22 protein-coding genes and 1 pseudogene are annotated in these 24,311 nt (G+C 64.1%); 17 read left to right on the top strand and 6 right to left on the bottom strand.

Going from position 1 to position 24,311, the window contains the following annotated elements; translation table 11 throughout:
- The first annotated feature begins 29 nt into the window (after positions 1-29).
- On the top strand, positions 30-635 hold the full coding sequence (gene recR, locus MESOP_RS00270; protein WP_013891302.1) for a recombination mediator RecR: 606 nt from the start codon (positions 30-32) through the stop codon (positions 633-635).
- Between the two features lie 166 nt (positions 636-801).
- Complete coding sequence (locus MESOP_RS00265; RefSeq protein ID WP_013891301.1) at positions 802-2,079, top strand: lytic murein transglycosylase; 1,278 nt, start codon at positions 802-804, stop codon at positions 2,077-2,079.
- Positions 2,080-2,175: 96 nt separating this feature from the next.
- On the opposite strand, the gene MESOP_RS35495 is transcribed toward MESOP_RS00265, so the two are convergent.
- A complete protein-coding gene (locus MESOP_RS35495; protein ID WP_167313524.1) occupies positions 2,176-2,388 on the bottom strand; it encodes a hypothetical protein in 213 nt (70 codons plus the stop codon).
- Here MESOP_RS35495 and MESOP_RS00260 point away from each other — a divergent pair.
- The 6 genes from MESOP_RS00260 to MESOP_RS33155 all read left to right on the top strand — a co-directional run bounded on the left by MESOP_RS00260 (position 2,333) and on the right by MESOP_RS33155 (position 8,158).
- On the top strand, positions 2,333-3,976 hold the full coding sequence (locus MESOP_RS00260; RefSeq protein ID WP_041163947.1) for an ABC transporter substrate-binding protein: 1,644 nt from the start codon (positions 2,333-2,335) through the stop codon (positions 3,974-3,976). The two genes, MESOP_RS35495 and MESOP_RS00260, sit on opposite strands and share 56 nt — an antisense overlap.
- 18 nt (positions 3,977-3,994) lie before the next feature.
- Positions 3,995-5,056, top strand: a complete 1,062-nt coding sequence (locus MESOP_RS00255) for an ABC transporter permease (RefSeq protein ID WP_013891299.1) — start codon at positions 3,995-3,997, stop codon at positions 5,054-5,056.
- A 196-nt stretch (positions 5,057-5,252) separates the two neighbouring features.
- Entirely contained in the window at positions 5,253-6,179 is a 927-nt protein-coding gene (gene nikC / locus MESOP_RS00250; RefSeq protein WP_013891298.1) for a nickel transporter permease, read from the top strand.
- 24 nt (positions 6,180-6,203) lie between these two features.
- Positions 6,204-7,049: an ABC transporter ATP-binding protein gene (locus MESOP_RS00245; RefSeq protein ID WP_013891297.1), complete on the top strand. Its 846-nt coding sequence runs from the start codon at positions 6,204-6,206 to the stop codon at positions 7,047-7,049.
- Positions 7,046-7,795: an ABC transporter ATP-binding protein gene (locus MESOP_RS00240; protein WP_013891296.1), complete on the top strand. Its 750-nt coding sequence runs from the start codon at positions 7,046-7,048 to the stop codon at positions 7,793-7,795. The genes MESOP_RS00245 and MESOP_RS00240 overlap by 4 nt, the downstream gene beginning before the upstream one ends.
- Before the next feature lie 42 nt (positions 7,796-7,837).
- Positions 7,838-8,158 (top strand): hypothetical protein, encoded by a 321-nt coding sequence (locus tag MESOP_RS33155; RefSeq protein ID WP_013891295.1) that lies wholly within the window; start codon positions 7,838-7,840, stop codon positions 8,156-8,158.
- Between the two features lie 12 nt (positions 8,159-8,170).
- Here the strand turns inward: MESOP_RS33155 and MESOP_RS00230 are convergent, their stop codons facing one another.
- From MESOP_RS00230 to MESOP_RS00220, 3 genes are read right to left on the bottom strand one after another with little or no spacing between them, the layout of a single operon-like run.
- Entirely contained in the window at positions 8,171-11,269 is a 3,099-nt protein-coding gene (locus MESOP_RS00230; protein WP_013891294.1) for an efflux RND transporter permease subunit, read from the bottom strand.
- Entirely contained in the window at positions 11,269-12,345 is a 1,077-nt protein-coding gene (locus MESOP_RS00225; RefSeq protein WP_013891293.1) for an efflux RND transporter periplasmic adaptor subunit, read from the bottom strand. The genes MESOP_RS00230 and MESOP_RS00225 overlap by 1 nt, the downstream gene beginning before the upstream one ends.
- Complete coding sequence (locus MESOP_RS00220; RefSeq protein WP_013891292.1) at positions 12,342-13,481, bottom strand: efflux RND transporter periplasmic adaptor subunit; 1,140 nt, start codon at positions 13,479-13,481, stop codon at positions 12,342-12,344. Before MESOP_RS00220 ends, MESOP_RS00225 begins: the two co-directional genes overlap by 4 nt.
- Positions 13,482-13,718: 237 nt before the next feature.
- On the opposite strand from MESOP_RS00220, the gene MESOP_RS00215 reads away from it, so the two are divergent.
- Positions 13,719-14,996 carry a 4-aminobutyrate--2-oxoglutarate transaminase gene (locus tag MESOP_RS00215; RefSeq protein WP_013891291.1) on the top strand — a complete coding sequence of 426 codons (1,278 nt, stop codon included), beginning with the start codon at positions 13,719-13,721 and terminating at the stop codon, positions 14,994-14,996.
- 181 nt (positions 14,997-15,177) lie between these two features.
- Here the strand turns inward: MESOP_RS00215 and MESOP_RS36075 are convergent.
- Together MESOP_RS36075 and MESOP_RS00210 are read right to left on the bottom strand one after the other, a co-directional pair.
- Positions 15,178-15,327, bottom strand: a pseudogene (locus MESOP_RS36075) (type II toxin-antitoxin system ParD family antitoxin); the annotation flags it as partial.
- Between the two features lie 45 nt (positions 15,328-15,372).
- On the bottom strand, positions 15,373-16,626 hold the full coding sequence (locus MESOP_RS00210; RefSeq protein ID WP_013891290.1) for an NAD(P)/FAD-dependent oxidoreductase: 1,254 nt from the start codon (positions 16,624-16,626) through the stop codon (positions 15,373-15,375).
- A 444-nt stretch (positions 16,627-17,070) separates the two neighbouring features.
- On the opposite strand from MESOP_RS00210, the gene MESOP_RS00205 reads away from it, so the two are divergent.
- The 8 genes from MESOP_RS00205 (at position 17,071) to MESOP_RS00170 (ending at position 24,291) form a co-directional block, all read left to right on the top strand.
- Positions 17,071-18,360 (top strand): imelysin family protein, encoded by a 1,290-nt coding sequence (locus MESOP_RS00205; protein WP_013891289.1) that lies wholly within the window; start codon positions 17,071-17,073, stop codon positions 18,358-18,360.
- Between the two features lie 109 nt (positions 18,361-18,469).
- The gene (locus tag MESOP_RS00200; protein WP_013891288.1) at positions 18,470-18,781 is read left to right on the top strand and encodes a hypothetical protein; all 312 of its coding nucleotides are present in this window, start codon (positions 18,470-18,472) and stop codon (positions 18,779-18,781) included.
- Entirely contained in the window at positions 18,747-19,232 is a 486-nt protein-coding gene (gene bfr, locus MESOP_RS00195; RefSeq protein WP_013891287.1) for a bacterioferritin, read from the top strand. Before MESOP_RS00200 ends, bfr begins: the two co-directional genes overlap by 35 nt.
- Before the next feature lie 12 nt (positions 19,233-19,244).
- Positions 19,245-20,843, top strand: a complete 1,599-nt coding sequence (locus MESOP_RS00190) for a di-heme oxidoreductase family protein (RefSeq protein ID WP_013891286.1) — start codon at positions 19,245-19,247, stop codon at positions 20,841-20,843.
- Positions 20,843-21,916 (top strand): imelysin family protein, encoded by a 1,074-nt coding sequence (locus tag MESOP_RS00185; protein WP_013891285.1) that lies wholly within the window; start codon positions 20,843-20,845, stop codon positions 21,914-21,916. Before MESOP_RS00190 ends, MESOP_RS00185 begins: the two co-directional genes overlap by 1 nt.
- Positions 21,917-21,919: 3 nt before the next feature.
- Positions 21,920-23,026 (top strand): DUF1513 domain-containing protein, encoded by a 1,107-nt coding sequence (locus MESOP_RS00180; RefSeq protein WP_013891284.1) that lies wholly within the window; start codon positions 21,920-21,922, stop codon positions 23,024-23,026.
- Positions 23,027-23,119: 93 nt separating this feature from the next.
- Positions 23,120-23,797 carry a tRNA (adenosine(37)-N6)-threonylcarbamoyltransferase complex dimerization subunit type 1 TsaB gene (tsaB, locus tag MESOP_RS00175; protein WP_041164451.1) on the top strand — a complete coding sequence of 226 codons (678 nt, stop codon included), beginning with the start codon at positions 23,120-23,122 and terminating at the stop codon, positions 23,795-23,797.
- Complete coding sequence (locus MESOP_RS00170; RefSeq protein WP_013891282.1) at positions 23,797-24,291, top strand: GNAT family N-acetyltransferase; 495 nt, start codon at positions 23,797-23,799, stop codon at positions 24,289-24,291. The genes tsaB and MESOP_RS00170 overlap by 1 nt, the downstream gene beginning before the upstream one ends.
- The last annotated feature ends 20 nt before the right edge of the window (positions 24,292-24,311 follow it).

The raw sequence follows: 24,311 nt of genomic DNA, 5'->3' as shown, positions 1-24,311 counted from the left end.
AGCGCTCTGAAAAATCCTAGATCAGAGCGATGTCGAAACGAATCGCCGGTCCCGAGATCGAACGCCTGATCCAACTCCTGGCCAAGGTGCCGGGTCTTGGCCCCCGTTCGGCCAGGCGTGCGGCTCTCCATCTGATCAAGAAGAAGGAGCAGCTCCTGTCGCCACTCGCCGCCGCCATGGGCGAAGCCGCCGACAAGGTGCGCATCTGTTCCACTTGCGGCAATGTCGACACCTCGGATCCTTGCATGATCTGCACCGATCCACGCCGCGACGCCACCACCTTGATCGTCGTCGAGGACGTCTCGGATCTCTGGGCGCTGGAGCGGGCAGCGGCGATGAACGTGCGCTATCATGTGCTCGGCGGCACGCTGTCGCCGCTCGACGGCGTCGGCCCCGACCAGCTCAACATCCGCTCGCTGATCGACCGCGTCGCCGGCGGCGAGGTCAAGGAAATCATCCTTGCCGTCAACGCCACGGTCGAGGGCCAGACCACCGCGCACTACCTCACCGACCAACTGTCCGGCTTCGACATCAAGGTGACGCGCCTTGCGCATGGCGTGCCGGTCGGCGGCGAACTCGACTATCTCGACGAAGGCACGCTGGCGGCTGCACTTAGGTCGCGGACGGCGTTTTGACGGGGGTGGTTCTGAAATGACAGCACCTTACGGCGCCCCCCTCTGTCCTGCCGGACATCTCCCCCACAAGGGGGGAGATCGGCTGTCGTCACGACCTTCACTAATCTCCAACTTTGCAAGAAGAGAGCCGGAGCTGAAGCTGCCGATCTCCCCCCTTGAGGGGGAGATGGCCGGCAGGCCAGAGGGGGGCGCCACAGAGCGTGGACTTCGCCAGTTCTGTCTCGCATTTTTCCTGGCTGCACTTGCCTTCCTCGTCTTTTCCACACCAGCCTCCGCCGCCAAGATCGACGACCAGTTCCGCGCTTGGCTGCAGAACGACCTCTGGCCGCAAGCCAAGGCCCAAGGCATCTCGAAAAGCACCTTCGACGCCGCCTTCGACGGCATCAAACCCAATCTGAAGCTGCCCGACCTTGTCATGCCAGGCGAGAAGCCGAAGACGCCGCAGAAGCAGCATCAGGCCGAATTCGGCTCGCCCGGTGCCTATTTCGCCGAGAAGACCATTGGCGCCGTCACAGCGGGCGGACGCGCGCGCGAAACCGCCAACGCCAAGACGATTGCCGCGATCGAAAAACGCTATGGCGTGCCCGGTGAAATCCTGCTGGCCATCTGGGGCCGCGAGACCGGCTTCGGCGCGGCAAAGATGCCTTACGACGCCTTCGAGGTGCTGGGCACCAAGGCCTTCATGTCGACCAAGAAGGATTTCTTCCGCACCGAGCTTTTGGCCGCGCTCGAAATCGTCGAGCGCGGGCTTGCCCCGGTCGGCGCGATGAAATCGTCCTGGGCAGGCGCACTCGGCCAGCCGCAATTCATGCCGACCTCGTTCCTGAAGCATGCCGTGGATTTTGACGGCGACGGACGCGTCGACATCTGGAACTCGACGCCGGACGTGCTTGCTTCGATCGCCAACTATCTCGTCCACTATGGCTGGGTGAAGGGCCGTGGCTGGGGTTTCGAGGTGACCGTGCCCGAGACGGTCTCCTGTTCGCTGGAAGGCCCCGACCAGGGCAAGAAGATCTCGCAATGGGTAGCGCTGGGCATCAAGCGTGTCGGCGAAAAGCCGTTTCCGGCGAGCGAGTTGAAGGCCGAGGGCTTCCTGCTCATGCCGGCCGGCCGCAGTGGGCCTGCCTTCATCGCCACGCCCAATTTCTACGTGCTGAAGGAATACAACACCAGCGACCTCTACGCGCTGTTCATCGGCCACGGCGCCGACCGTATCGCCCACGGCGACTCCAATTTTTCCGGCGCCTGGGGTCCGGTCGGCGATCTCCACCGCTCCGACATAGCCGCACTGCAGCGGACCCTGGAGGCCAAGGGCTATGACGTCGGCAGCGCCGACGGCCTGCCCGGCTTCAAGACCCGCCGTTCGATCGGCAAATGGCAGGCCAAGAACGGACAGGCCTCGACCTGCTTTCCCGACGCCGGCCTGGTTACCGCGCTGAAATAGCGCCGAAATTGGCAGATTTTTCTCGATACGCGGGCCCGATTGGACTGAATATGCGTCGACTTGCCGCCTGCCATTCTGGTCCAATGAACCGTCGCATTAATGCGCGTTGCTCGCCACGAGGTCGCCGAATATGGTGTTGACCAACTGGACAAAAACCACGACGGTAAGTGGGCAGAGGGCCATGGCCGGCCCCGAAAAGAATACTGCAACCCTGAGCCGGGAACTCAGGTCAACAAAACAGGGAACAATCACCATGATGATGGAAAAGTTTGCTCTACGCTCCCGCATCTTGCTTGCTGGTGCCGCCATGTCCGCGCTGCTTCTGGCCGGCGCGCCGGCAGGTGCGGTCACGCCCGCAGATACGCTGGTCGAAGGTTTCGCGATCGACGACATCATCTCCATGGATCCGGGCGAGGCGTTCGAGCTGTCGACCGCCGAGGTCACCGGCAACACCTACGATCTGCTGGTCCGTCTCGATCTCAGCGACACCTCCAAGGTCAAGCCCGATCTCGCCGAGAGCTGGACCGTTTCGGACGATGGTCTCACCTACACATTCAAGCTCAAGCCCGGCCTGAAGTTCGCCTCCGGCAACCCGATCACCGCGGCCGATGTCGCCTATTCGTTCGAGCGCGCCGTCAAGCTGGACAAGAGCCCGGCCTTCATCATCGACCAGTTCGGCATCAGCGGCGACAACGTCACCGAAAAAGCCAAGGCGGTCGACGACACCACCTTCCAGTTCACCGTCGACAAGGCTTATGCGCCGAGCTTCGTGCTGAACTGCCTCTCGGCAACCGTCGCTTCGGTGGTCGATGCCAAGCTGGTCAAGGAACATGTCGCCGCGGTCACGCCGAGCGCCGACTACAAATGGGACAACGACTTCGGCAATGCCTGGCTGAAGACCGGCTACGCCGGTTCGGGCGCCTACAAGCTGCGTGAATGGCGCGCCAACGAAGCCGTCGTCATGGAGCGCAACGACAATTATTACGGCGAGAAGGCCAAGCTCGCCCGCGTCATCTACCGCAACATGAAAGAAAGCTCGGCCCAGCGCCTGGCGCTCGAAGCCGGCGATATCGACGTCGCTCGCAATCTCGAGCCGAACGACCTCGACGCGATCGCCAAGAACGCCGACCTCACCACAACCAGCGCGCCGAAGGGCACGGTCTACTACATCAGCCTCAACCAGAAGAACCCGAATCTGGCCAAACCAGAGGTTCGCCAGGCCTTCAAATATCTCGTCGACTACGATGCGCTGAGCTCGACCATCCTCAAGGGCATCGGCGAAATCCATCAGACCTTCCTGCCCAAGGGCGTGCTCGGTGAACTGGACGAGAACCCGTTCAAGCTCGACGTCGCCAAGGCCAAGGAGTTGCTGGCCAAGGCAGGCCTGCCCGACGGCTTCAGCGTAACCATGGACGTACGCACCGGCCAGCCGACGACCGGCATGGCGGAATCGATCCAGCAGACGCTCGGCCAGGCCGGCATCAAGCTGGAGATCATCCCCGGCGACGGCAAGCAGACGCTGACCAAGTACCGCGCCCGCAACCACGACATCTATATCGGCCAGTGGGGGCAGGACTATTTCGACCCGAACTCCAACGCCCAGACCTTTGCCTCGAACCCGGACAATTCGGATGCAGGCAAGTCCAAGACATTGGCCTGGCGCAACGCCTGGGACATTCCGGATCTGACCAAGCAGACGGAAGCGGCCCTGCTGGAGAAGGATTCGGGCAAGCGCGCCGATATGTACAAGGATCTGGAGAAGAAGATCCTCGACACCAGCCCCTTCGTCGTCATCCACCAGCAGCTGGAAGTGGCTGGCCTGCGCAAGAACCTCAAGGGCTTTGCGCTCGGCCCGAGCTTCGACACCAACTTCGTCGGGCCGGTTTCCAAGGAATAACGCCGGCGGACGCGCAGCATGAGCGCAGTTGAAAACGAGGGCGGGCGCGGCGGCGCCCGCGCCTATGCACTTGCGTCGTCGCTCGGCCGCTTCCTGGTCATCGCGGTGACGACCTATCTTGGTCTTCTCGCGGTGACCTTCTTCATCGGCCGAGTCATCCCGATCGACCCGGTGCTGGCGGTGCTCGGTGACCGGGCGCCGGCCAATGTCGTCGAACGCACGCGCCGCGAGATGGGTCTCGACCTGCCATTGATCGAGCAGTTCTACATCTATGTGAAACACGCGCTGAGTGGCGATTTCGGCACTTCGGTGCTGACCACCAATCCGGTCATGACCGACATCCGTCGTGCGCTTCCGGCAACGACCGAGCTGGCGACGCTCGGAACGTTGATCGGCGCCCTGCTTGGCGTACCGCTCGGCGTGCTGGCCGCGGTCAGGCGCGGCAGCCTCATCGACCAGATCGTTCGCGTCATCGGCCTGATCGGCTACTCCGTGCCTATCTTCTGGCTCGGCCTGCTCGGGCTCGTCCTGTTCTACGCCAAGCTGCAATGGGTGGCTTTTCCGGCCCGGCTCGACGTCGTCTACGAATACACCTTCACGCCGATCACCGGCTTCTATCTTCTCGATTCGGCGATGCAGGGGCAGTGGGATGTCTTTTACGACGCCTTCCGGCACATCATCCTGCCGGCCTCGCTGCTCGGCTACTTTTCGCTCGCCTATATCAGCCGCATGACGCGCTCGTTCATGCTCAACGAACTGGCCCAGGAATACATCGTCGCCGCGCGTGCCAAGGGCCTGTCGGAAACGCGCATCATCTGGGGCCATGCGCTGCGCAACGCCGCCGTGCCGATGGTGACAGTGATCGCGCTCTCCTATGCCGGACTGCTCGAAGGCTCGGTGCTGACTGAGACCGTCTTCTCCTGGCCGGGCATCGGCCTCTACATCACCAATTCACTCCAGAATGCCGATATGAACGCCGTGCTCGGCGGCACCATCGTCATCGGCTCGGTGTTCATAGCCATCAACCTCCTGTCCGACCTGCTCTACCGCGTCCTCGATCCGAGGACGAAGGTTCAATGAGCAAAGGTATCCCACTTTCGGGCTCGGTTGCGGCCAACCACCCCCACTCCGGCCCTTCGGGCCACCTCTCCCCCTGCCCGGGGGAGAGGAAAACCCGGACGTACGCTTGGCGCATTTCCTCTCCCCCGTCGAACGGGGGAGAGGTGGTCTGCGAAGCAGACCGGAGTGGGGGTCGACACCTTCAAGAGGCATCGACATGACCGCCTCCGACGTTCGCCCCCTCTCCCGGCGCGACTGGCTGCTCAGCGAGCGGCCGGCATCGCGCATGCAGGCAAGGCTCGGCCGCGCCTATGTCGCCTGGCGGCGGTTTTCCGCCAACCGGCTGGCCTTCGTCGGCCTGCTCATCATCATCGCCTTGCTGGTTATTGCCGCCCTTGCCGGCGTGCTGGCTCCCTATTCGCCAACCTTCGGCGATCTCAAGAACGCGCGGCTGCTGGCGCCGAGCGCCGAGCACTGGTTCGGCACCGACGATCTCGGCCGCGATATTCTTTCGCGCATCCTCTACGGCTCGCGCTGGACACTCTATGTGGTCATCCTGGTTGCCATCATCGCGGCGCCCATCGGTCTCCTGGTCGGCACCGTCGCCGGCTATGCCGGCGGCTGGACCGATGCCATCCTGATGCGCATCACCGACATCTTCCTCGCCTTTCCCAAGCTGGTCCTGGCGCTTGCCTTCGTCGCCGCGCTTGGCCCCGGCATCGAGAACGCGGTGCTTGCCATCGCCATCACCTCCTGGCCGCCTTACGCGCGCATCGCCCGCGCCGAAACGCTCACCGTGCGCAATTCCGACTACATCAAGGCGGTGCAGCTGATGGGGGCTTCGCCCTTCCGCATCGTGCTGCGCCACATCATGCCGCTCTGCATCTCCTCCCTGATCGTCAGGGTGACGCTCGACATGGCCGGCATCATCCTGACCGCCGCCGGCCTCGGCTTCCTCGGCCTCGGTGCGCAGCCGCCATTGCCCGAATGGGGCACCATGATTGCGTCTGGCCGTCGCTTCATCCTTGACCAATGGTGGGTGGCCGGTGCGCCGGGCTTCGCCATCCTCATCGTCAGCCTTGGCTTCAACCTGCTCGGCGATGGCCTGCGCGACGCGCTCGATCCCCGGAGCGGTGACCAATGAGTGGCGACCAATGAGTGGTGATCAATGAGCAGGGAGACGAAGACGCTGCTTGAGGTCGACGATCTGCGCGTCACCTTTCCGACGCGCACCGGCCTGATCGAGGCGGTGCGCGGCGTTTCCTTTTCGCTTGGCCGCGAGCGCCTCGGCATCGTCGGCGAGTCGGGCTCGGGCAAGTCGCAGACCGGCCGCGCCATCATGGGACTGACACCGCCCCAGGCAAGGATATCGGCGAACAAGCTGGCGTTCGACGGCATCGATCTGCTCGACATCTCGCCGCGCCAACGCCGCGCGCTGCGGGGCAACCGCATCGCCATGATCCTGCAGGATCCGAAATATTCGCTCGACCCGGTGATGAGCATCGGCCGCCAGATCGTCGAGACGCTGCGCACGCATGAGAAGGTCTCCAAGGCCGAGGCGCGCGAGCGCGCGCTGGCCATGCTGGAGGCGGTGCAGATCCGCGACCCCAAGCGGGTGTTCGACCTGCATCCGCACGAAGTCTCCGGCGGCATGGGCCAGCGCGCCATGATCGCCATGATGCTGATCGCCGGGCCGGAGATGATGATCGCCGACGAGCCGACCTCGGCGCTCGACGTCACGGTGCAGCTCGACGTGCTCGGCATTCTCGACCGGCTGGTCAGCGAGCGCGGCATGGGGCTGATCTTCATCTCGCACGATCTGCGCTTGGTCTCGTCATTCTGCGACCGTGTCATCGTCATGTACGCCGGCAAGGTGGTCGAGCAGCTCAAGGCATCCGAACTCGGCCGGGCCCAGCATCCCTATACGCGCGGCCTGCTCAACTGTATGCCCAAGATCGGCGCCGATCGTCACCCGCTGCCGGTGCTCGACCGCAAGCCGGAGTGGGCGGCATGACATCAGCGATCGCCGTCGATGGACTGGAAGTGATCTTCGATCGCTTTCGCGCGCTGAAGGGCGTCAGCCTCGACGTGCAGCCGGGCGAATCCTTCGGCCTTGTCGGCGAATCCGGCTCCGGCAAATCGACGCTGCTCAGGGCGATCGCCGGCCTCGCGCCGGTCGCTTCCGGCAGCATCGCCGTCAACGGCAAGACGCTTGGCACGCGCCGCGACAAGGCCTTCTACCGCGAGGTGCAGATGGTCTTCCAGGATCCATATGGCTCGCTGCACCCGCGCCAGACCGTCGACCGCCTGCTGCAGGAGCCGCTGGCGATCCATGGCTTTTCCGACGGCGAAAAACGGATCCAGCGGGCGCTCGACGAGGTCGGCCTCGGCAACGGTTTCCGCTTCCGCTATTCGCATCAATTGTCCGGCGGCCAGCGCCAGCGCGTGGCGATCGCGCGCGCTCTCATCCTCGAACCCTCGATCCTGCTCTTGGACGAGCCGACCTCGGCGCTCGATGCCTCGGTGCAGGCGGAAGTGCTCAACTTGCTGGAAGAGGTCCGCCGGCGGCGCAAGCTGACCTTCCTGATGGTCAGCCACGACCTCGCCATCATCACCCATATGTGCGAGCGGCTGATGGTGATGCAGAGCGGTGAGGCGGTGGAGAATCTGACAGCAAGCGATCTTGTCGAGCGCCATGTGACCAAGGATTATACGCGCAATCTGCTGAGGGCGAGCGAGGGGTTCGTGAGAACCGTTTGAATTCGTTCTTCTGTGCACAGATCGACGGTCTTGGGGGATTCCATGGAGCAATGGAGATTTGAAGACCCACCCAACGTGGCGGTGCTATCGGACCGAGGCATATTTAAAAGTGGCGATTGGATCGCATACGTTGTGCATGAAGCTGATGACGACGATAGCTACAGCGATGAAGGTGGCAGCTGGCAATTCCACAACAGCGAAACTGGACCTGTTGACGAAGGCGACATTATGATCGTGCGGAGGGATGAAAGCATCCTGGAATTGGCCGATTTGCCAAAGGGCTGGCATGCTTGGCGCAGTTCCAAATCGTCGCCGTGGCAGCGCGCCAAATCACTCCCTGTACCCTCCAACGACAATGAATGATCCGGTTACGTCCTAGGCCGGAGTTTGCACTGGTTCGCCGATATCCGGAACGGGTGGCTCATCCCGGGCTTTCGGCTCCTTGATCCGGAACCACGTCACGTAGAGCGCTGGCAGGAACAGCAGCGTGATCGCCGTACCCGCGATGATGCCGCCCATCATTGCGTAGGCCATCGGCCCCCAGAACACTTCGCGCGCGATCGGGATCAGCGCCAGGCTGGCTGCCGCCGCCGTCAACGCGATCGGCCGCATGCGGTGTTCGGTCGCCTCGATGACGGCCGCCCAACGGTCCTTGCCCTCCCGGACGAGATCCTCGATCTGCACGATCAGGATAACCGAGTTCCGGATCAGGATGCCGATCAGCGCCAGCACGCCCAGGATGGCGACGAAGCCGAGCGGGGCGCCGCTCGGTACCAGGGCCGCCACCACGCCGATCAGCCCGAGCGGCGCCACCGCCACCACCAGGAACAGGCGCTGGAAGCTTTGCAATTGCACCATCAGGATGGTCGCCATCACGAACAGCATCAGCGGCACCACGGCGGCGATCGGACCTTGGCTTTTGGCGCTCTCCTCGACCGAACCGGCGGTTTCGACCGAATAGCCTGGCGGCAGCTTGGCGATGAAGGCATCCACCGATGGCTTGAGTTCGTTGACCACCGTGGCCGGCAGCACGTCGCCGACCAGGCCGGCCCGCACGGTGATCGTCGGAATGCGGTCGCGTCGCCACACCGTCGGCTGTTCGAGGTCGTAGCGGAAATTGGCCACAGCCGCGAGCGGGATGGCCTCGCCGCTGCTGGTCGGCAGCTGCATGTTCTGCAGCGTCCCGATCGAGCCGCGCTCGGCATCGCGTGAGCGCGCCACGACATTGATCAGATAGGTGGCGTCGCGCACCTGCGTGATGGTGGCGCCGCCGACCGTGCTGTTCAGCGCGCTGGCGATGTCTGAGGAGGTGATGCCGAGCTGGCGTGCCTTGTCCTGCAGCACGTCGACCCTCAGCACGCGTTGCGGCTCGTTCCAGTCGAAGGTCGATGCGGCGAGCTTCGGATTGGCCGAGATGACGCCGGCGAATTGCTGCGCCAGCTCGCGCACCGTCTGGATGTCGGGTCCGCCGACGCGGTATTGCACCGGGCGGCCGACCGGCGGGCCGAGTTCGAGCAGCTTGACGAAGGCGTCGGTGCCGACGAACTCCTCGCGCAGCAGCTTTTCCAGCGCCGGCTTCACCCGGTTGCGCGCCTCGATGCTCTTGGTGACGATCACGGTCTGGCCGAAATAGGGGTTGGCCGGCTGCACGTCATAGGCCAGCACGAAGCGCACCGCGCCCTGGCCGATATAGGACGAGAAATGATCGATGTCGGGATTGCCGACCAGCGCCCGCTGCTCGAAGCGCTCCATCTGGTCGCGTGTATCCGCGATCGACGAATTCTGCGGCAGGTTCCAGTCGACGATCAGCTCTGGTCGGTCCGACGGCGGAAAGAACTGCTGCTGCACCAGGCCGAAGCCGGCGATCGAGCCGGCAAACAACAGCACGGTGGCGATGATGGTCAGCCAGTGATGGCGCACCGAGCCGACAAGCACCCGCCGGAACAGCGAGGTGAAGCGGCCCGGCTGGTCGTGATGCTTGGTCTTCATCGTCGCCGGCAGGATGGTGACGCCAAGTAGTGGAGCAAACAGCACCGCCACGATCCATGACACCAGAAGCGACACGGCGATCACCACGAACAGCGTGAAGGTGTATTCGCCGGCGGCGCTGTTGTTGAGGCCGATCGGGATGAAGCCGGCGACGGTCACCAGCGTGCCGGTCAGCATCGGGAAGGCGGTCGAGGTGTAGACATAGGTCGCCGCCTTGCGCAGATTGTCGCCGACCTCCAGCCGCGCCACCATCATCTCGACGGCGATCATCGCGTCGTCGACCAGGAGCCCGAGCGCGATGATCAGCGCGCCCAATGAAATACGCTGCAGCGAAATGCCGAGATAGGCCATGACCGTGAAGGTGATGGCCAGCACCAGCGGGATCGACAGCGCCACCACGAAGCCGGCGCGCATGCCGAGGCTGATGAACGACACCGCGAGCACGATGGCCACCGCCTCGAACAGCGCGCGGGTGAAGCCGGAGACGGCCTCCTCGACGATGACCGGCTGGTCGGCGACCAGATGCACGCCGACGCCGACCGGCAGGTCGGCCAGCACCTTGTTCATCTCCTTGTGCAGCGCCTCGCCGAATTCAAGCAGATTGGCGTTTGGCTTCATGCCGATGGCGAGCCCGATGGCGTCCTGGCCGTTGAAGCGGAACAGCGCTGTTGGTGGATCGGCATAGCCGCGCGTGATCGTCGCCACGTCGCTCAGCCGGAAGAAGCGGTCGTTGACACGCAGATTGATGGCGCGAAGGCTGTCCTCGGAGGTGAACTGGCCGCCGACGCGCACGCTGATGCGCTCTGGTCCGGACTGGATGACGCCGGACGGCGTGATCGCGTTCTGCGCCTGCAGGCTTGCAACGATCGCCTGCTGGTTGAGGCCGAGTGCCGCGATCTGGCGGGTCGAGAATTCGAGATAGATCGCCTCGTCCTGCGCGCCGACCAGATCGACCTTGCCGGCATTGGGCACGGTGAGGATCTTGGTGCGGGCGTCCTCGACATAGTCGCGCAGCTGGCGCGGCGTCAGTCCGTCCGACGTGAAGGCGTAGATGTTGCCGTAGACATCGCCGAAGCGGTCGTTGAAGAACGGTCCCTGCACGCCTTGCGGAAACTGCGCCGCGATGTCGTTGACCATGTTGCGCACCTGAATCCAGTTCGGCACGACATCGCGTGCCTTGGTGGTGTCCTTCAGGTTGACGAAGATGACGGTCTGGCCGGCGGTGGTGACGGACTTGGTGTAGTCCAGGCTGTCGAGTTCCTCGAGTTTCTTCTCGATACGGTCGGTCACCTGCTGCACGGTCTCCTTGACCGAGGCGCCCGGCCAGTTGGCCTGGATGATCATCGTCTTGATGGTAAAGTTGGGGTCTTCCTCGCGGCCGAGATGGAGGTAGGAGAAGATGCCGGCCACCACGAAGACCAGCATGAAATACCAGACCATGGAACGGTGGCTGAGCGCCCAGTCGGAGAGATTGAAGCCCTTCATCAGACGCCGCCCTCCGGCACTTTGACCTTCTGGCCTTCGCTCAGGCTGTGGACGCCCGCGGTGACCACGCGCATGCCGGCCTCAAGCCCCTCCGCGACGATGAACGTGGCGGCGCCCTTGGCGGCCAACTTTATCTCTTTCGCGCTTACGCTCGATGTCTGTGGGTCGACGATCCATACCTTGTCGGCACCGTCCTTTTCGAGCAGCGCCGACAGGGGCAGTTCGATCGTCGGCGTCACCTTGGTCATGCGCGTCGCCGTCACCGTCGAGCCGAGCCGGAAGGCTTGCGGCGGATCGGTTAGCGTCAGCTTGACGCGCCGGGTGCGGGTCGAGCCCTCGGACTGCGGCGCGATCTCGCGCAGCTTGGCCTCGGTCTGGATCGTCGGCAGCGATTGCAGGATGACCTGGAACGGCGTGCCGGCCGCGAGATCGCCGGTCAATTGGTCGGGAATGTCGACCACTGCCTCGCGCAGGTCCGAGCGCGCCACGGTGACGACCGTCTGGCCTGGCGAGACCGTCTGGCCGACCTCGGCGCCGACGGCCGTGACGACGCCGTCGAAGTCCGAGAACAGCCTGGCATAGCCAAGCTGTTCCTGCGATTTGGCAAGCGAAGCCTTCGCCCGCTCCACATTGGCCTCGGCCGCTTTGCGTGCCTGCTGCGCGGCATCGAAGACAGCTTGCGTGGTGTTGGCCGCGGCAAGCAGCTGGCGCTGGCGCTCCTCGCTGGCGGCTGCGTTGGCAAACTGCGCCTCGGCGTTGGAGAGTTCCGCCTTGGCCGCCTGGACAGCGAGCTCCAGCGCGGTCGGATCGAGCGTGGCGATCGTCGTGCCCTTGCTGACGATGTCGCCGACCTTGACATCGCGCGAGACAACCCGGCCAAGCAAACGGAAAGCAAGGTCGGCGCTGACCTGCGGCTCGACCGAGCCGGCAAAGCCGAAAATCTGCGTGGTGCGCGGCTCGACCACCACCGACAGCACCGGCCGGATGATCTCGGGCGGCTTTTCATCGGACTTCGAGCAGGACGCGAGCGCGCCCAACATGAACAGGCCGAGCAGGATGGATGGCAGCCGGCTCATTGGCCTGCTCCAGATATCTCTACGGTCTGTCCAGGGCTAAGCAACTGTCCGCCCGCGGTGACGACGCTTTGGCCCTCGTTCAGTCCCTTGGCGATCGCCACCGTGCCGGAACCGAACGCCAGCACCTCGACAGGCGCCATTGTCACCGCCTTGGTCGAGGGGTCGACGATCCAGACCGCCGGCTTGCCGGCGCTGGACGTCAGCGCCTGCCAGGGCAGCAAAATAGCCTTCGCCTGTTTGGCGCCGACCGAACCGATGACGGCTGCCCCCAGCGGCATGCCGGCGGGCGTATCGGGAATGCCGACCTTGACCCGGATCGAACCGGAGGCCGGATCAACCGCCGGCGAAATTTCGCGCACCTTGCCCGTCGCCCTGACCTGTGGATCGGACAACAATGTGATCGTTACCGCCGGGGAGGCGGGAGTCCGGGCGACCAGCGTCTCCTGTACGTTGAACACCGCGTCGCGGTCACCGTCCTCGGCGACGGTGAAGACGGTTTGCGCCGCTTGCACCACCTGGCCGGTTTCGACCTGGCGGGCGGTGATCACGCCGGCGGCTCCTGCCTTGAGCTCGGTGAAGGACAGGTTTTGCTGGGCGTTGGCGAACGCGCTCCGCGCGGCATCGACGCTGCCTTGCGCCACCTTCTGCGCCTGGTCGGCCGCGTCATAGTCGCGCCGCGTGGTGAAGCCCTGGGCCAGCAGTGTCTTCTGCCGCTCGAAGGCGGCGGCGGACTGGGTCAGCTGCGCCTGCGCGGCATCGAGATCGGCCTGTGCCGAACGCAGATCGGATTCCTGCTCCTGCGGGTCGATGCGGGCAAGCACCGTGCCCTGGTCGACATGCTGGCCGACATCGACGAGCCGCTCGGCCACGCGACCGCCGACCCGGAACGACAGATTGTTCAACGTGCGCGCGGCGATCACGCCGGTCAGCGAGGTTCTCGGCGCATAGTCGGCCATCGCCACTGTCTCGGTGCGCACCATGATGGGCAGTTTTTTGGCCGCCGCCTCCTGCTTTTGGCAGCCGGCCAGCAGCAGCACCGTCGTGCAGGCGAAGATCGTCGAAGCGGCTGTAAAAGACAAAAGGCGGGGAGCTTGGGCCGATGGCGGCGAGACGGACGATGTCGCGTTCCTGCTCATGGGCTCCCCCAGCCGCGGGCCGCTCGCTGAGCGCGATACCTCGCGGACATCGGGAGGATAATCGATCCCCGGAAAAAGGAAACCGCTCTCGTACGCGTATCGCACGGCTGGTCAAGGTTGGGGATCCGCCTGCCGCAGGCCCAATCGCCCGCCGGTGGTGCCGACTTGAGGAAAACATGAAATAAGGTCAGAAGACGGTATCAAACGAGAACGGGCGCCGGCCCGATGAGGGACATCATGAAGAATTCAGCCATTTCCGAACGCAAGAACCAGTCGATCTCGCGCGGCGTCGGCATGACCACGCAAATCTATGCCGACCGGGCTGAAAACTCGGAGATCTGGGATGTCGAAGGCCGCCGCTACATCGATTTCTCCTCGGGCATCGCCGTCGTCAACACCGGCCACCGCCACCCAAGGGTGATCGAGGCGGTCAAGGCGCAGCTCGATCGCTTCACCCACACGTGCCACCAGGTGGTGCCCTATGAGAGCTATGTGCGGCTGGCCGAACGGCTGAACGCCATGCTGCCCGGCAAGTTCGAGAAGAAGACCATTTTCGTGACCACCGGCGCGGAGGCGGTTGAGAACGCCATCAAGATCGCTCGCAACGCCACCGGCCGTCCGGCGGTCATCGCCTTCTCCGGCGGCTTTCATGGCCGCACCTTCATGGGCATGGCGCTGACCGGCAAGGTGGTTCCCTACAAGGTCGGCTTCGGCGCCATGCCGGGCGACGTCTACCATGCGCCGTTCCCGGTGCCGCTGCACGGCGTTTCCACAGCCGATTCGCTGGCCGCGCTGGATCGTTTGTTCAAGGCCGATGTCGATCCGGCCCGCGTTGCCGCCATCATCGTCGAGCCGGTGCAGGGCGAGGGCGGTTTCTACGAAGCGCCGCGCGAGTTCCTGACCGCGCTGCGCAAGCTGTGCGACCAGCATGGCATGCTGCTGATCGCCGACGAAGTGCAAACCGGCTTTGCCCGCACCGGCAAGATGTTCGCGATGGATCATCATGAGGTGGCGGCCGACATCACCACCATGGCCAAGAGCTTGGCCGGCGGCTTCCCGCTGTCGGCGGTCACCGGCCGCGCCGAGATCATGGATGCGCCCGGCCCCGGCGGCCTCGGCGGCACCTATGGCGGCAGCCCGATCGGCGTTGCCGCCGCACACGCGGTTCTCGACGTGATCGAGGACGAAAAGCTGTGCGACCGCGCCAACACGCTGGGCGCGCGGCTGAAGCAGCGCCTGCAGTCGATCCGTGACGACGTTCCCGAGATCGTCGATATAAGGGGCCTCGGCTTCATGAACGCGGTCGAGTTCAACGACGTCAAGAAAGGCTTGCCGTCGGCCGAGATCGCCAACGCGATCCGGCTGAAGGCGCTCGACAAGGGCCTGATCCTGCTGACCTGCGGCGTCTACGGCAACGTCATCCGCTTCCTGGCGCCGATCACCATCCAGGACGAAGTCATGAACGAAGCGCTCGACATCTTGGAAAGCTCGATCCGCGAAGTCTGCGCCGCCTGAACTGAAGCGCTCCTCTTCTCCCCGTCACTATACGGGGAGTTGAGGAGCGATCCGCGAAGCGGGCGAAAAGCCAATTGCTTGGCTTTTCTGACGACGAACGCCGGCAGGCGGATGAGGGGCGGCGCAGACGTTCTAAACTGACGCCTATCGCCATACAGCCTCGTCTCGACCGGCAGATTCCTTATTGGCCCTGCGCTCTTTTTCGCAGTGCTGCGAAATAGCCATCATCAACCGGGGCGCCCGGCTCGGATGACGCGCCCTCAAGGAGGAGACGTCGAAGCAGTTGACGGTCTTGATCGCGGCGGATCAACTCTCGGACATATTCGCTGCTCACGACGTCTCTCCGACTGGTGATTGCTCGAACAAATTCTTCAAACTAGCCGACAGCCTTCGCCGGTTCGACGGCTTGAAACGCAGCTAGCGCCGCTTTCAGCCCATCCGGTCCCGCCGCCACCGTTTCCGGCGTCGGTGAGAAACCCGCACCGAGCATCTTGCGGCCAAGCATGTGGTCGCCGGGCCGGTTGACCGATTCGATGCCGAGCAGCCGATCCCCGGCATAGTGGTAGATCGAGAACTTGTTGTCGGGCAGGTCGCCCAGCAGGACATGGCTATTGCCGCCGGCGGTCAGCCCGACCATCTGCAATTTCATGTCGCCAATGTCGGACCAGAACCACGGCACCGCGCAATAGGCATCGGCATGGCCGGTGATGGTGCGCGCCGCGAGCCGCGCCTGGTCGGTGGCGTTCTGCACGGATTCCAGCCGCACGTCGCCGCCGGTGAACCAGTGCCGGTAGGAGGCGGCATCGCCGATGGCCAGGATTTCCGGCACCGAACTGCGCATCTGGTGATCGACGCGGATGCCGTTGGCGATGGCAAGGCCGGCGTCCTGCGCCAGTTCGACATTCGGCACGGCGCCGATGCCGACGATGACCATGCGCGCCGGCAGCCTTTCGCCTGATAAGGTGATCGCGGCGGCGACATGGCCGTTTTCACCTTCGAGCTTTGCAATCGAGGTGCCGGTGAGGATGCGCACGCCTGTCGCTTCCAACCTTTGGCGGACATGGCTCGCCACCACCGGTGCAACCGCGCGGCCGAGCAGACGGTCGACTGCCTCCACCACTGTCACCGTGCGGCCGGCCGCACGCAGCGTCGCGGCGATCTCCAATCCGATGAAACCGCCGCCGAGGATGACGACGTCGTCGCTCCTTGCACTCAATTCCCGGATCAGCCGCGCATCGGAAAGCGAGCGCAGCGACAAAACGCCGGAAAGATCCGCACCTGGCAGCGGCAGCAGGCGCGGGCGCGATCCGGTCGCCAGGATCAGATGGTCGAAGGCAAGTGCGCCGCCGCCGGAGATCTCCAGGCTACGACGGCCGGCATCGATGCGCTCGATCCTGATGCCGGGCCGGTAGTCGATGGCGTTACCGGTGTAGAAGGCTTCGCCACGCAAGGGTTGCGGCTTGGCTTCGGCATCCTTGATGAAGGTCTTCGACAGCGGCGGCTTGTGATAGGGCAGTTCGTTCTCATCACCGATGAGGATCACCGGCCCGTCATAGCTATCCTCGCGCAGGCTTGCCGCCGCTTGCACGCCTGCATGACCCGCACCGACAATGACCACGCCGTTCTTCATCGCATTCCAATCCCGGTTCGATTCTAGGATGTCTCGCCAAGTGGCAATTGTCTGACGCCGCCGCAAGAGCGTGTCTGCGGGTCGCACCCGGAATGGCGGCTGTCAATCGTGCAGTTCCCTGGCCTGCAGTCCCGGGCAAGGACGGTGCAGCAAGGTCATAAAGTTGACCGTTGTAGTTTAGAATAGTTCTAAACTATTGTTTCAATTGGCTTTTCCTGTCGATTTTCGTTGACTTCCATCGGCGTCGAAGCTTTATGGAAACCTGCGCGCTGGCGCATCCCCTGATGTTTGGGCCTTGAACCCGTTCGATTGGAGGCATTTTGGTGTCTTTCTTCCGCGAACCGCGCGATGGCGGCAAGTCTTGTGCCTTATGGCATCGATGTGGCCTGGCGCCGATTGCCGCGCGCGCCATTCATGAAATTCCCGAGAAACTGGAGAGCGATAATGACAGCACGATATGGCGGCAGGCTTGCGGCGATGGGTGCCACGGCCTTGCTGACAGCAGCGGTGTTCGTGCTGCCCGCCAAGGCGCAAACCGATGCTAAAGCGGTCGTCACGACTTATTCCGACATCGCGCTCGCCAAATACGAGGATTCGCTGACCACGGCGCAAGCCCTCGACAAGGCGGTCGACGCGCTGCTCGCCAACCCGTCGGCGGATACGCTCAACGCCGCGCGCGACGCCTGGAAGGCATCGCGTGTTCCCTACCAGCAGACCGAGGTCTACCGTTTCGGCAACAAGATCGTCGACGACTGGGAGGGCAAGGTGAATTCCTGGCCGCTGGACGAAGGCTTGATCGACTATGTCGCCAAGAGCTACGGCACCGAGTCCGATGCGAATTCGCTCTATACGGCCAATGTGATCGCCAACAAGGAAATCGAGATCAACGGCAAGAAGGTCGATGCCTCGAAGCTTTCGCCGGAATTCCTCTCCGGTACGCTGCAGGAGGCTGGCGGCGTCGAGGCCAACGTCGCCACCGGCTATCACGCCATCGAGTTCCTGCTCTGGGGCCAGGACCTGCATGGCACCGGCCCGGGCGCCGGCGAGCGCCCCTATACCGACTATGATCTCAAGAACTGCACCGGCGGCAATTGCGACCGCCGTGCCGAATATCTGAAGTCCGCCAGCACACTCCTGGTTTCGGACCTGCAGGAAATGGTCGACGACTGGAAAGCGGACGGCGCGGCGCGCAAGGCCCTGGCCGACGGCGAGCCGAACACCGCCATCTCGACGATCTTCACCGGCATGGGCTCGCTGTCCTACGGCGAACTGGCCGGCGAGCGCATGAAGCTCGGCCTCTTGCTGCACGATCCCGAAGAGGAGCATGACTGCTTCTCCGATAACACCTACAACTCCCATCTCAACGACGCCATCGGCATCCGCGCCGCCTATCTCGCCAGCTATACCAGGCTCGACGGCACTGTCGTCTCGGGACCTTCGGTGCACGAGATGGTGAAGACTGCCGATCCGGCGATCGACAAGGAACTGTCTGACAAGCTCGACGTCACCGTCGCCAAGATGGAGGCGATCAAGGCGCGGGCCGAGGCCGGCGAGGCCTATGACCAGCAGATCGCCGAGGGCAACACCGAAGGCAATGCGACCGTGCAGGCCGCGATCGACGCCTTGATCGACCAGACCAAGTCGATCGAGCGCGCCGTCGGTTCCCTGAAGCTCAACGCCATCGCCTTCGAGGGCTCCGACAGCCTTGACGCACCCGACAAGGTGTTCAAGTAAGCGCCGAACTGGAGCCTGGTCCGGAGCCCAATAATCGGCTTCGGAGTGGGCTCCGGAAGCGAAACAAGCCACGGCGCGGAAGGCGCCGTCAGCCACTCGGGCACTGTAAATGCTGATCTGCCATTGCAACATTATCACCGAGAAAGAGATCGAGCAGACGATCATCGATCTGCTGGACCAGGATCCATGGCAACTTATCGTGCCGGCAAAGGTCTACCACACGATGCAGAAGCGCGGTCGCTGTTGCGGCTGTTTCCCAAATGTGGTCGAAACGATCATTCGGGTCACCGAGAATTACCACACCCGCTCGGAGGCGAGTGGCGTGGACATCGTTTCACACCTGGACCGCGTCAGGGGCCTGCGCGTCCAATACGGGAGCAGAATTCATGAAAGGCGAACCGCAGGTCATCGAGCGGCTTAATGAAGCTCTGTTCTTGGAACTCGGAGCGGTCAATCAGTATTGGGTGCATTTCCGTCTGCTCGAGGACTGGGGGTATGCCAAGCTGGCCAAGAAGGAGCGGGCGGAATCGATCGAGGAGATGCACCACGCCGACAAGCTCGTCGCCCGCATCATCTTCCTCGAAGGCCATCCGAACCTGCAGTCCGTGGCGCCGTTGCGCATCGGGCAGAACGTCAAGGAAGTGCTCGAATCCGACCTTGCCGGCGAATATGACGCACGCACCGCCTACAAGCGCTCGCGTGAAATCTGCAACGAGGCCGGCGACTATGTGTCGATGAAGCTGTTCGAGCAATTGCTGGCCGACGAGGAGGGGCATATCGACTTCCTGGAGACGCAGCTCGATCTGCTGGCCTCGATCGGCGAGGAAAAATACGGCCAGCTCAACGCCGCATCGGCGGACGACGCGGAGTAAGGATATGCGGGAATGCGGCGCCCATTAGAATTCTTGCGCCGCTTGCGGCGGGCGGAAAGCTCGCCGCCCCTTCGGAAGCCAGCCGGTTCGACGGGTCGGCGCTGCGCCATTCTCGTGCTGGCGCTGACCTCGTCGGCGCTGGCCGGCGACCTTCAACCCGCCGGCCTCGCCACCACGCGCACCGACCTCGATGCGAAGGATCAGGCGCGTGTCACCGCCATCACCAGGCCGACCGCGGATTTCTCCAAGCCCGAGCGGTTCGAGTTGATGCAGGGTGGCGCCGGAACCTCGGAGAAGGACGTCAACCGCGACGCCTTCTCGCAATCGTCGGCCAACATCACCTTCGAGGAAGAAGGCACCTTCAAGCTCGGCAATGCGCTGTTCCGCAAGAACTGGGTGTCGTCGCCATCCTCGACGCAGGCCTCGGACGGGCTTGGCCCGCTGTTCAACGAACGCGCCTGCCAGAATTGCCATCTGAAGGATGGCCGCGGCCGCCCGCCGCAAGGCGACCTTGGCAGCACCTCGATGTTCCTGCGCTTGGCCCGAGACGCCAGCAGCGCGGAAGAGAAGGCCGCCCTTGCCGACCACCAGGTGCTCAACTTCCCCGACCCGGTCTACGGCACGCAGCTGCAGGAACTAGCGGTGCCCGGCCTGCGCGGCGAAGGCAGGATGCATGTCGACTATCAGGAACGTAAAGTAGAGCTGACGGATGGCACCGTGGTTTCCCTGCGCAAGCCCAGCTATTCGGTCACCGATCCCGCCTATGGGCCGCTTGATCCGCGCACGACATTGTCGCCGCGCCTGACGCCGCCGATGATCGGGCTTGGCCTGATCGAGCAGATCGCGCCGGCCGACATTCTGGCCCATGCCGATCCGCAAGACCATGACGGCGACGGCATTTCCGGCAGGCCGAACATCGTGCGCGACGGCCAGGGCGGGGAACTGACGCTTGGCCGTTTCGGCTGGAAGGCGCAGACCGCATCGATCCGCCAGCAGGCGGCCGATGCCTTTGCCGGTGACATCGGCATCTCGACGCCTGAAGAATCGAAACACTGGGGTGACTGCACTATAGCGCAGGCAAAATGCCTTGCTATGCCGAACGGCGTCCAGCAGCGTCTTGGTTCCGCCGAAGCGCCGCCACCGGTGATGGATCTCGTCACCTTCTATTCGCGGAACCTGGCCGTGCCCGCACGCCGCGACCGCGACGCGCCCGATGTGCTCGCCGGCAAGAAGGTCTTCTACGACATCGGCTGCGTTTCCTGTCACGCGCCGAAATTCGTCACCCGCCGTGATGCCCCTGACAAGGCGCAGGCCTTCCAGCTGATCTGGCCCTATTCCGACTTCCTGCTGCACGACATGGGGCCTGATCTTGCCGACGGACAGGCCGTGGGTGAGGCCACGGGCAACGAATGGCGCACCCCGCCGCTGTGGGGCATCGGCCTTACTGGGACCGTCAACGGCAATTCCTTCTTTCTGCATGACGGACGCGCGCGCAGCCTGACCGAGGCGATCCTGTGGCATGGTGGCGAGGGCCAGAAGGCGCGCGACCGTTTTGCCGCCGCCAACGCCGCTGAGCGCAGTGCGCTGCTCGAATTCCTGGAGTCACTTTGATGCTGAAGCGTTCCGCGCTGTTTCTCGTTCTTCCGCTGGCCCTGCTGGGCGCCTTGCCCGCATCGGCGGCGGTGAAGGCCTCCGATGTCATCCAGCGCGCGATCGACGGCTTTGTCCGCCCGGCCTATGCCGGCCTGCATGAGCACACGCAAGCCCTGGCGAAGGCGATGCACGAGCTGTGCGAAGCGCCTTCGCCAGGGGAACTCGACGCGGCGCGGACCGAATTTTCGGCCACGGTCTATGCCTGGTCGTCGGCCGAGATCATCGGCCTTGGGCCGATCAAGGAAAACAACCGGCTGGAGCGCATGCTGTTCTGGCCGGACCGCAAGAGCATCGGCCTGAAGCAGGTGCAGGCGGCATTGTCGGCCAAGGATCCGACCGCGACCGATCCGGCACAGCTGGCCGGCAAGAGCGTTGCCATGCAAGGCGCGCTGGAATTCGTGCTTTTCGGCGACGGCGCCGACGCGTTGGCGGGCAAGGACGATCCCTACCGCTGCGCCTACGGCGCGGCGGTAGCCGGCAATATCGGGACCATGGCCAAAGACGTCAACGACGCCTGGAACAAGCCCGACGGCTTTGCGGCTCTCTGGGCCAATCCAGGGCCGCAAAACCCGCTTTACCGCGACGGCAACGAAGCCGTGACCGAACTGGTCGGCGTCTTCATCAACGAGCTGGAAATGGTTCGCGATGTCCGCCTGAAGGGGTTTCTGGGTGGCAAGCCTGAGGCCGACAAGCCGAAACAGGCGATCTACTGGCGTTCGCAAAACACCGGCAATTCGCTGGCCGGAAACCTGGACGGCATCGATCGGCTGTTCCAGGTCTCGAAGCTTGGCAACGCATTGCCTGAAGATGCGCGCTGGATGGCGGAATCGATCCACATCCAGCTCGTCAACGGCGTCGCCACCGCGAAGTCGGTCCAGGGTCCGATCGACAAGGCACTCGCCGATCAGGCGCTGCGCGGCAAGCTCGAGCATTTCGCACTGATCACCTCCAGCCTGTCGACCCTGATCGGCACCCGGCTGACCGCCGAATTCGGCCTGACCGCCGGCTTCTCGTCGCTGGATGGAGACTGATCCTTGAAAACGCCACTCATCGATCGCCGGGATTTTCTCCGGGCCGCGGGCATCGGCTTTGCCGCGGCGATGGCGCCGTCGGCGTGGGCCATGACGCTTGCGGCGGACGCTGTCTTCGCCACCGCCTTCGTCAAGCGTGACGGCAGTTTTGGCGCCGCCGTCCTGTCCGAGGCCGGCAAGGTGCTGCACACGATCGACCTGCCAGATCGCGGTCATGACGTCACCTTCGATCCGATGTCGAAGCGTTCGGTGGTCTTCGCCCGCCAGCCCGGCACCTTCGCTGTCGTCTTCGATCATACCGGGCGCGACGCCCCGCTGACCATCGCCAGCATCCCTGGCCGGCATTTCTTCGGCCATGGCGTGTTCTCGCCCGACGGCGCCTTGCTCTACGCCACCGAGAACGACTTCGACAATGCCGCCGGGGTCGTCGGCGTCTACGATGCGCGCGCGAAATTCAGCCGTGTCGGCGAATTCCCGACGTATGGGATGGGGCCCCACGAGCTTCTGCTGCTGGGCGACGGCAGGACGATCGCGGTTGCCAATGGCGGCATCGAGACCCATCCGGATTACGGCCGGGCCGAGCTCAACATCGCCACCATGAAGCCGTCCTATGTGCTGGTCGACCGCGTCACCGGCGATCTCATCGAAAAGCACGAACTGCCGGCGCCACTGCACCAACTGTCGATCCGCCACATGGACACCGACCAGGCCGGCACCGTCTGGTTCGGTTGCCAGTACAGGGGGCCGGGCACGGATCGTCCGCTGCTGGTCGGCCGCGCCGCGCGCGGCAAGGACTTGCAGTTGCTCGACATGCAGGGGGACGTGCTGGCCGGCTTCCGCAACTATATCGGCTCGGTCGCCGCCAATCCTGGATCCGGCACCGTTGCCGTATCGTCGCCGGAAGGCAATTCGTTGGTCGTGATCGATGCTGCCAGCGGCCAGGTCCTCTCGAACAGCGCGCTGGTCGAGGTCTGCGGCGTGGCGCCGGATGGGACTGGCTTCATGGCCACCACGGGTGCGGGCGAGATCATCGAGGGCAGCGGTGCGATGCGGTCGGAGCCGGACTATGTCTGGGACAACCACATGCTGCGCATCGAACAGGTCGCATAGCTCGCCCTTCGAAGCGAAGCCGCTTAACAAATTATGCTTGCGGTGGCGCGCCTTGGCGGGCACAGGGAGGTGTTTCTCGGAACCGGTTGTTTCATGAAAGTGCTTGCCATCGACTGTGCCGCCAGCCTCTGCGCCGCCTGCGTCTACGACGCGGCGGTTGGGCTGGAGCTTGGCCGCTCGGTGCTCGATCTCGGCAAAGGCCATGCCGAGCATCTGATGGCGGTCATCGCCGAGGCGCTGAAGGCGGGCGCGACCGACTATGCCGGTCTTGGCGCCATTGCCGTCTCCGTCGGCCCAGGTTCCTTCACCGGCCTGCGCGTCGGCGTCTCGACCGCGCGTGGTCTGGCGCTGGCGCTTAAGATTCCCGCGATCGGTGTGACGACGCTCGAGGCGCTGGCGGCTGAAGCAGCAGCGGCATTTCCTGGCCGCGCCGTGCTGGCGGCGCTCGATGCCGGGCGTGAAGAGATCCATGCTGCTCTCTATGATCAAATGTCAGTTTTGACTTACGGTCCGGCCGTGGCCACGCTGGCTGAGGCCACTGGAATGGCGATCGAAAGCTCTGCGGTGCTCGCCGGCACCGCGGCAGCACAGATCGCCGCATCGGCCGGTCGTGGTTTCGATATCGGGCCTCGGACGGCCACCGCCGACATCCTCACCTACGCCCGGCTGGCCGCCGTCAAGGGCGCGGGCGAGAGGCCGAAACCGCTTTATTTGCGCGGTGCCGACGCTAAGCCGCAGGCCGGGTTCATTTTATCAAGGCAACAAAATTAATGCGCATTCCTTTCCTTCAGCCGCGCCGCCGGGACTATGCGCTCGAGCCGCTCAGGATTACCGACAGCCCGGCCGTCTCGCTGCTGCATCGCGAGGACTTCGTCCGCCCGTGGACCGATGGCGAGTTCGCCGCCTTGCTCGAACAGGACACCGTGTTCGGTTACGCCGCACGCGAAACGGGGCAGGGCGCCAAGCCGCCGGTGGGCGTCGTGCTGGCCCGGCTGGCCGCCGGCGAGGGCGAGATCCTGACAGTTGCGGTGGGGCGATCGCATCGTCGCCAGGGGCTTGGCTGGCAGTTGATGGATGCGGTGCTGCGTGAGCTGCACGCCCAGCGCGCCGAAGCGCTGTTCCTCGAAGTCGACGAGACCAATGTCGCCGCGATCGCCCTCTACCGGCGGCTGGGCTTCCGCGAGGTCGGCAAGCGGCCGGACTACTACAAGTCGCCCGATCGCGGACCCACCGGCGCGCTTGTCATGCGCCGCGATCTTCGCTAGCCAGAGATCGGGGTAGGGCG

Origin of the sequence: Mesorhizobium opportunistum WSM2075, assembly GCF_000176035.2 — a bacterium.
GTDB classification, from domain to species: Bacteria; Pseudomonadota; Alphaproteobacteria; order Rhizobiales; family Rhizobiaceae; genus Mesorhizobium; species Mesorhizobium opportunistum.
Note: the sequence above shows the minus strand (reverse complement) of the source record. Positions and strands in the feature narration are given on the sequence as shown.

Coding starts and splice junctions, on each gene's coding strand:
- recR (WP_013891302.1), top strand. CDS start 30: ATGTCGAAACGAATCGCCGGTCCCGAGATCGAACGCCTGATCCAACTC.
- MESOP_RS00265 (WP_013891301.1), top strand. CDS start 802: ATGGCCGGCAGGCCAGAGGGGGGCGCCACAGAGCGTGGACTTCGCCAG.
- MESOP_RS00260 (WP_041163947.1), top strand. CDS start 2,333: ATGATGATGGAAAAGTTTGCTCTACGCTCCCGCATCTTGCTTGCTGGT.
- MESOP_RS35495 (WP_167313524.1), bottom strand. CDS start 2,388: ATGGCGGCACCAGCAAGCAAGATGCGGGAGCGTAGAGCAAACTTTTCC.
- MESOP_RS00255 (WP_013891299.1), top strand. CDS start 3,995: ATGAGCGCAGTTGAAAACGAGGGCGGGCGCGGCGGCGCCCGCGCCTAT.
- nikC (WP_013891298.1), top strand. CDS start 5,253: ATGACCGCCTCCGACGTTCGCCCCCTCTCCCGGCGCGACTGGCTGCTC.
- MESOP_RS00245 (WP_013891297.1), top strand. CDS start 6,204: ATGAGCAGGGAGACGAAGACGCTGCTTGAGGTCGACGATCTGCGCGTC.
- MESOP_RS00240 (WP_013891296.1), top strand. CDS start 7,046: ATGACATCAGCGATCGCCGTCGATGGACTGGAAGTGATCTTCGATCGC.
- MESOP_RS33155 (WP_013891295.1), top strand. CDS start 7,838: ATGGAGCAATGGAGATTTGAAGACCCACCCAACGTGGCGGTGCTATCG.
- MESOP_RS00230 (WP_013891294.1), bottom strand. CDS start 11,269: ATGAAGGGCTTCAATCTCTCCGACTGGGCGCTCAGCCACCGTTCCATG.
- MESOP_RS00225 (WP_013891293.1), bottom strand. CDS start 12,345: ATGAGCCGGCTGCCATCCATCCTGCTCGGCCTGTTCATGTTGGGCGCG.
- MESOP_RS00220 (WP_013891292.1), bottom strand. CDS start 13,481: ATGAGCAGGAACGCGACATCGTCCGTCTCGCCGCCATCGGCCCAAGCT.
- MESOP_RS00215 (WP_013891291.1), top strand. CDS start 13,719: ATGAAGAATTCAGCCATTTCCGAACGCAAGAACCAGTCGATCTCGCGC.
- MESOP_RS00210 (WP_013891290.1), bottom strand. CDS start 16,626: ATGAAGAACGGCGTGGTCATTGTCGGTGCGGGTCATGCAGGCGTGCAA.
- MESOP_RS00205 (WP_013891289.1), top strand. CDS start 17,071: ATGACAGCACGATATGGCGGCAGGCTTGCGGCGATGGGTGCCACGGCC.
- MESOP_RS00200 (WP_013891288.1), top strand. CDS start 18,470: ATGCTGATCTGCCATTGCAACATTATCACCGAGAAAGAGATCGAGCAG.
- bfr (WP_013891287.1), top strand. CDS start 18,747: ATGAAAGGCGAACCGCAGGTCATCGAGCGGCTTAATGAAGCTCTGTTC.
- MESOP_RS00190 (WP_013891286.1), top strand. CDS start 19,245: ATGCGGCGCCCATTAGAATTCTTGCGCCGCTTGCGGCGGGCGGAAAGC.
- MESOP_RS00185 (WP_013891285.1), top strand. CDS start 20,843: ATGCTGAAGCGTTCCGCGCTGTTTCTCGTTCTTCCGCTGGCCCTGCTG.
- tsaB (WP_041164451.1), top strand. CDS start 23,120: ATGAAAGTGCTTGCCATCGACTGTGCCGCCAGCCTCTGCGCCGCCTGC.
- MESOP_RS00170 (WP_013891282.1), top strand. CDS start 23,797: ATGCGCATTCCTTTCCTTCAGCCGCGCCGCCGGGACTATGCGCTCGAG.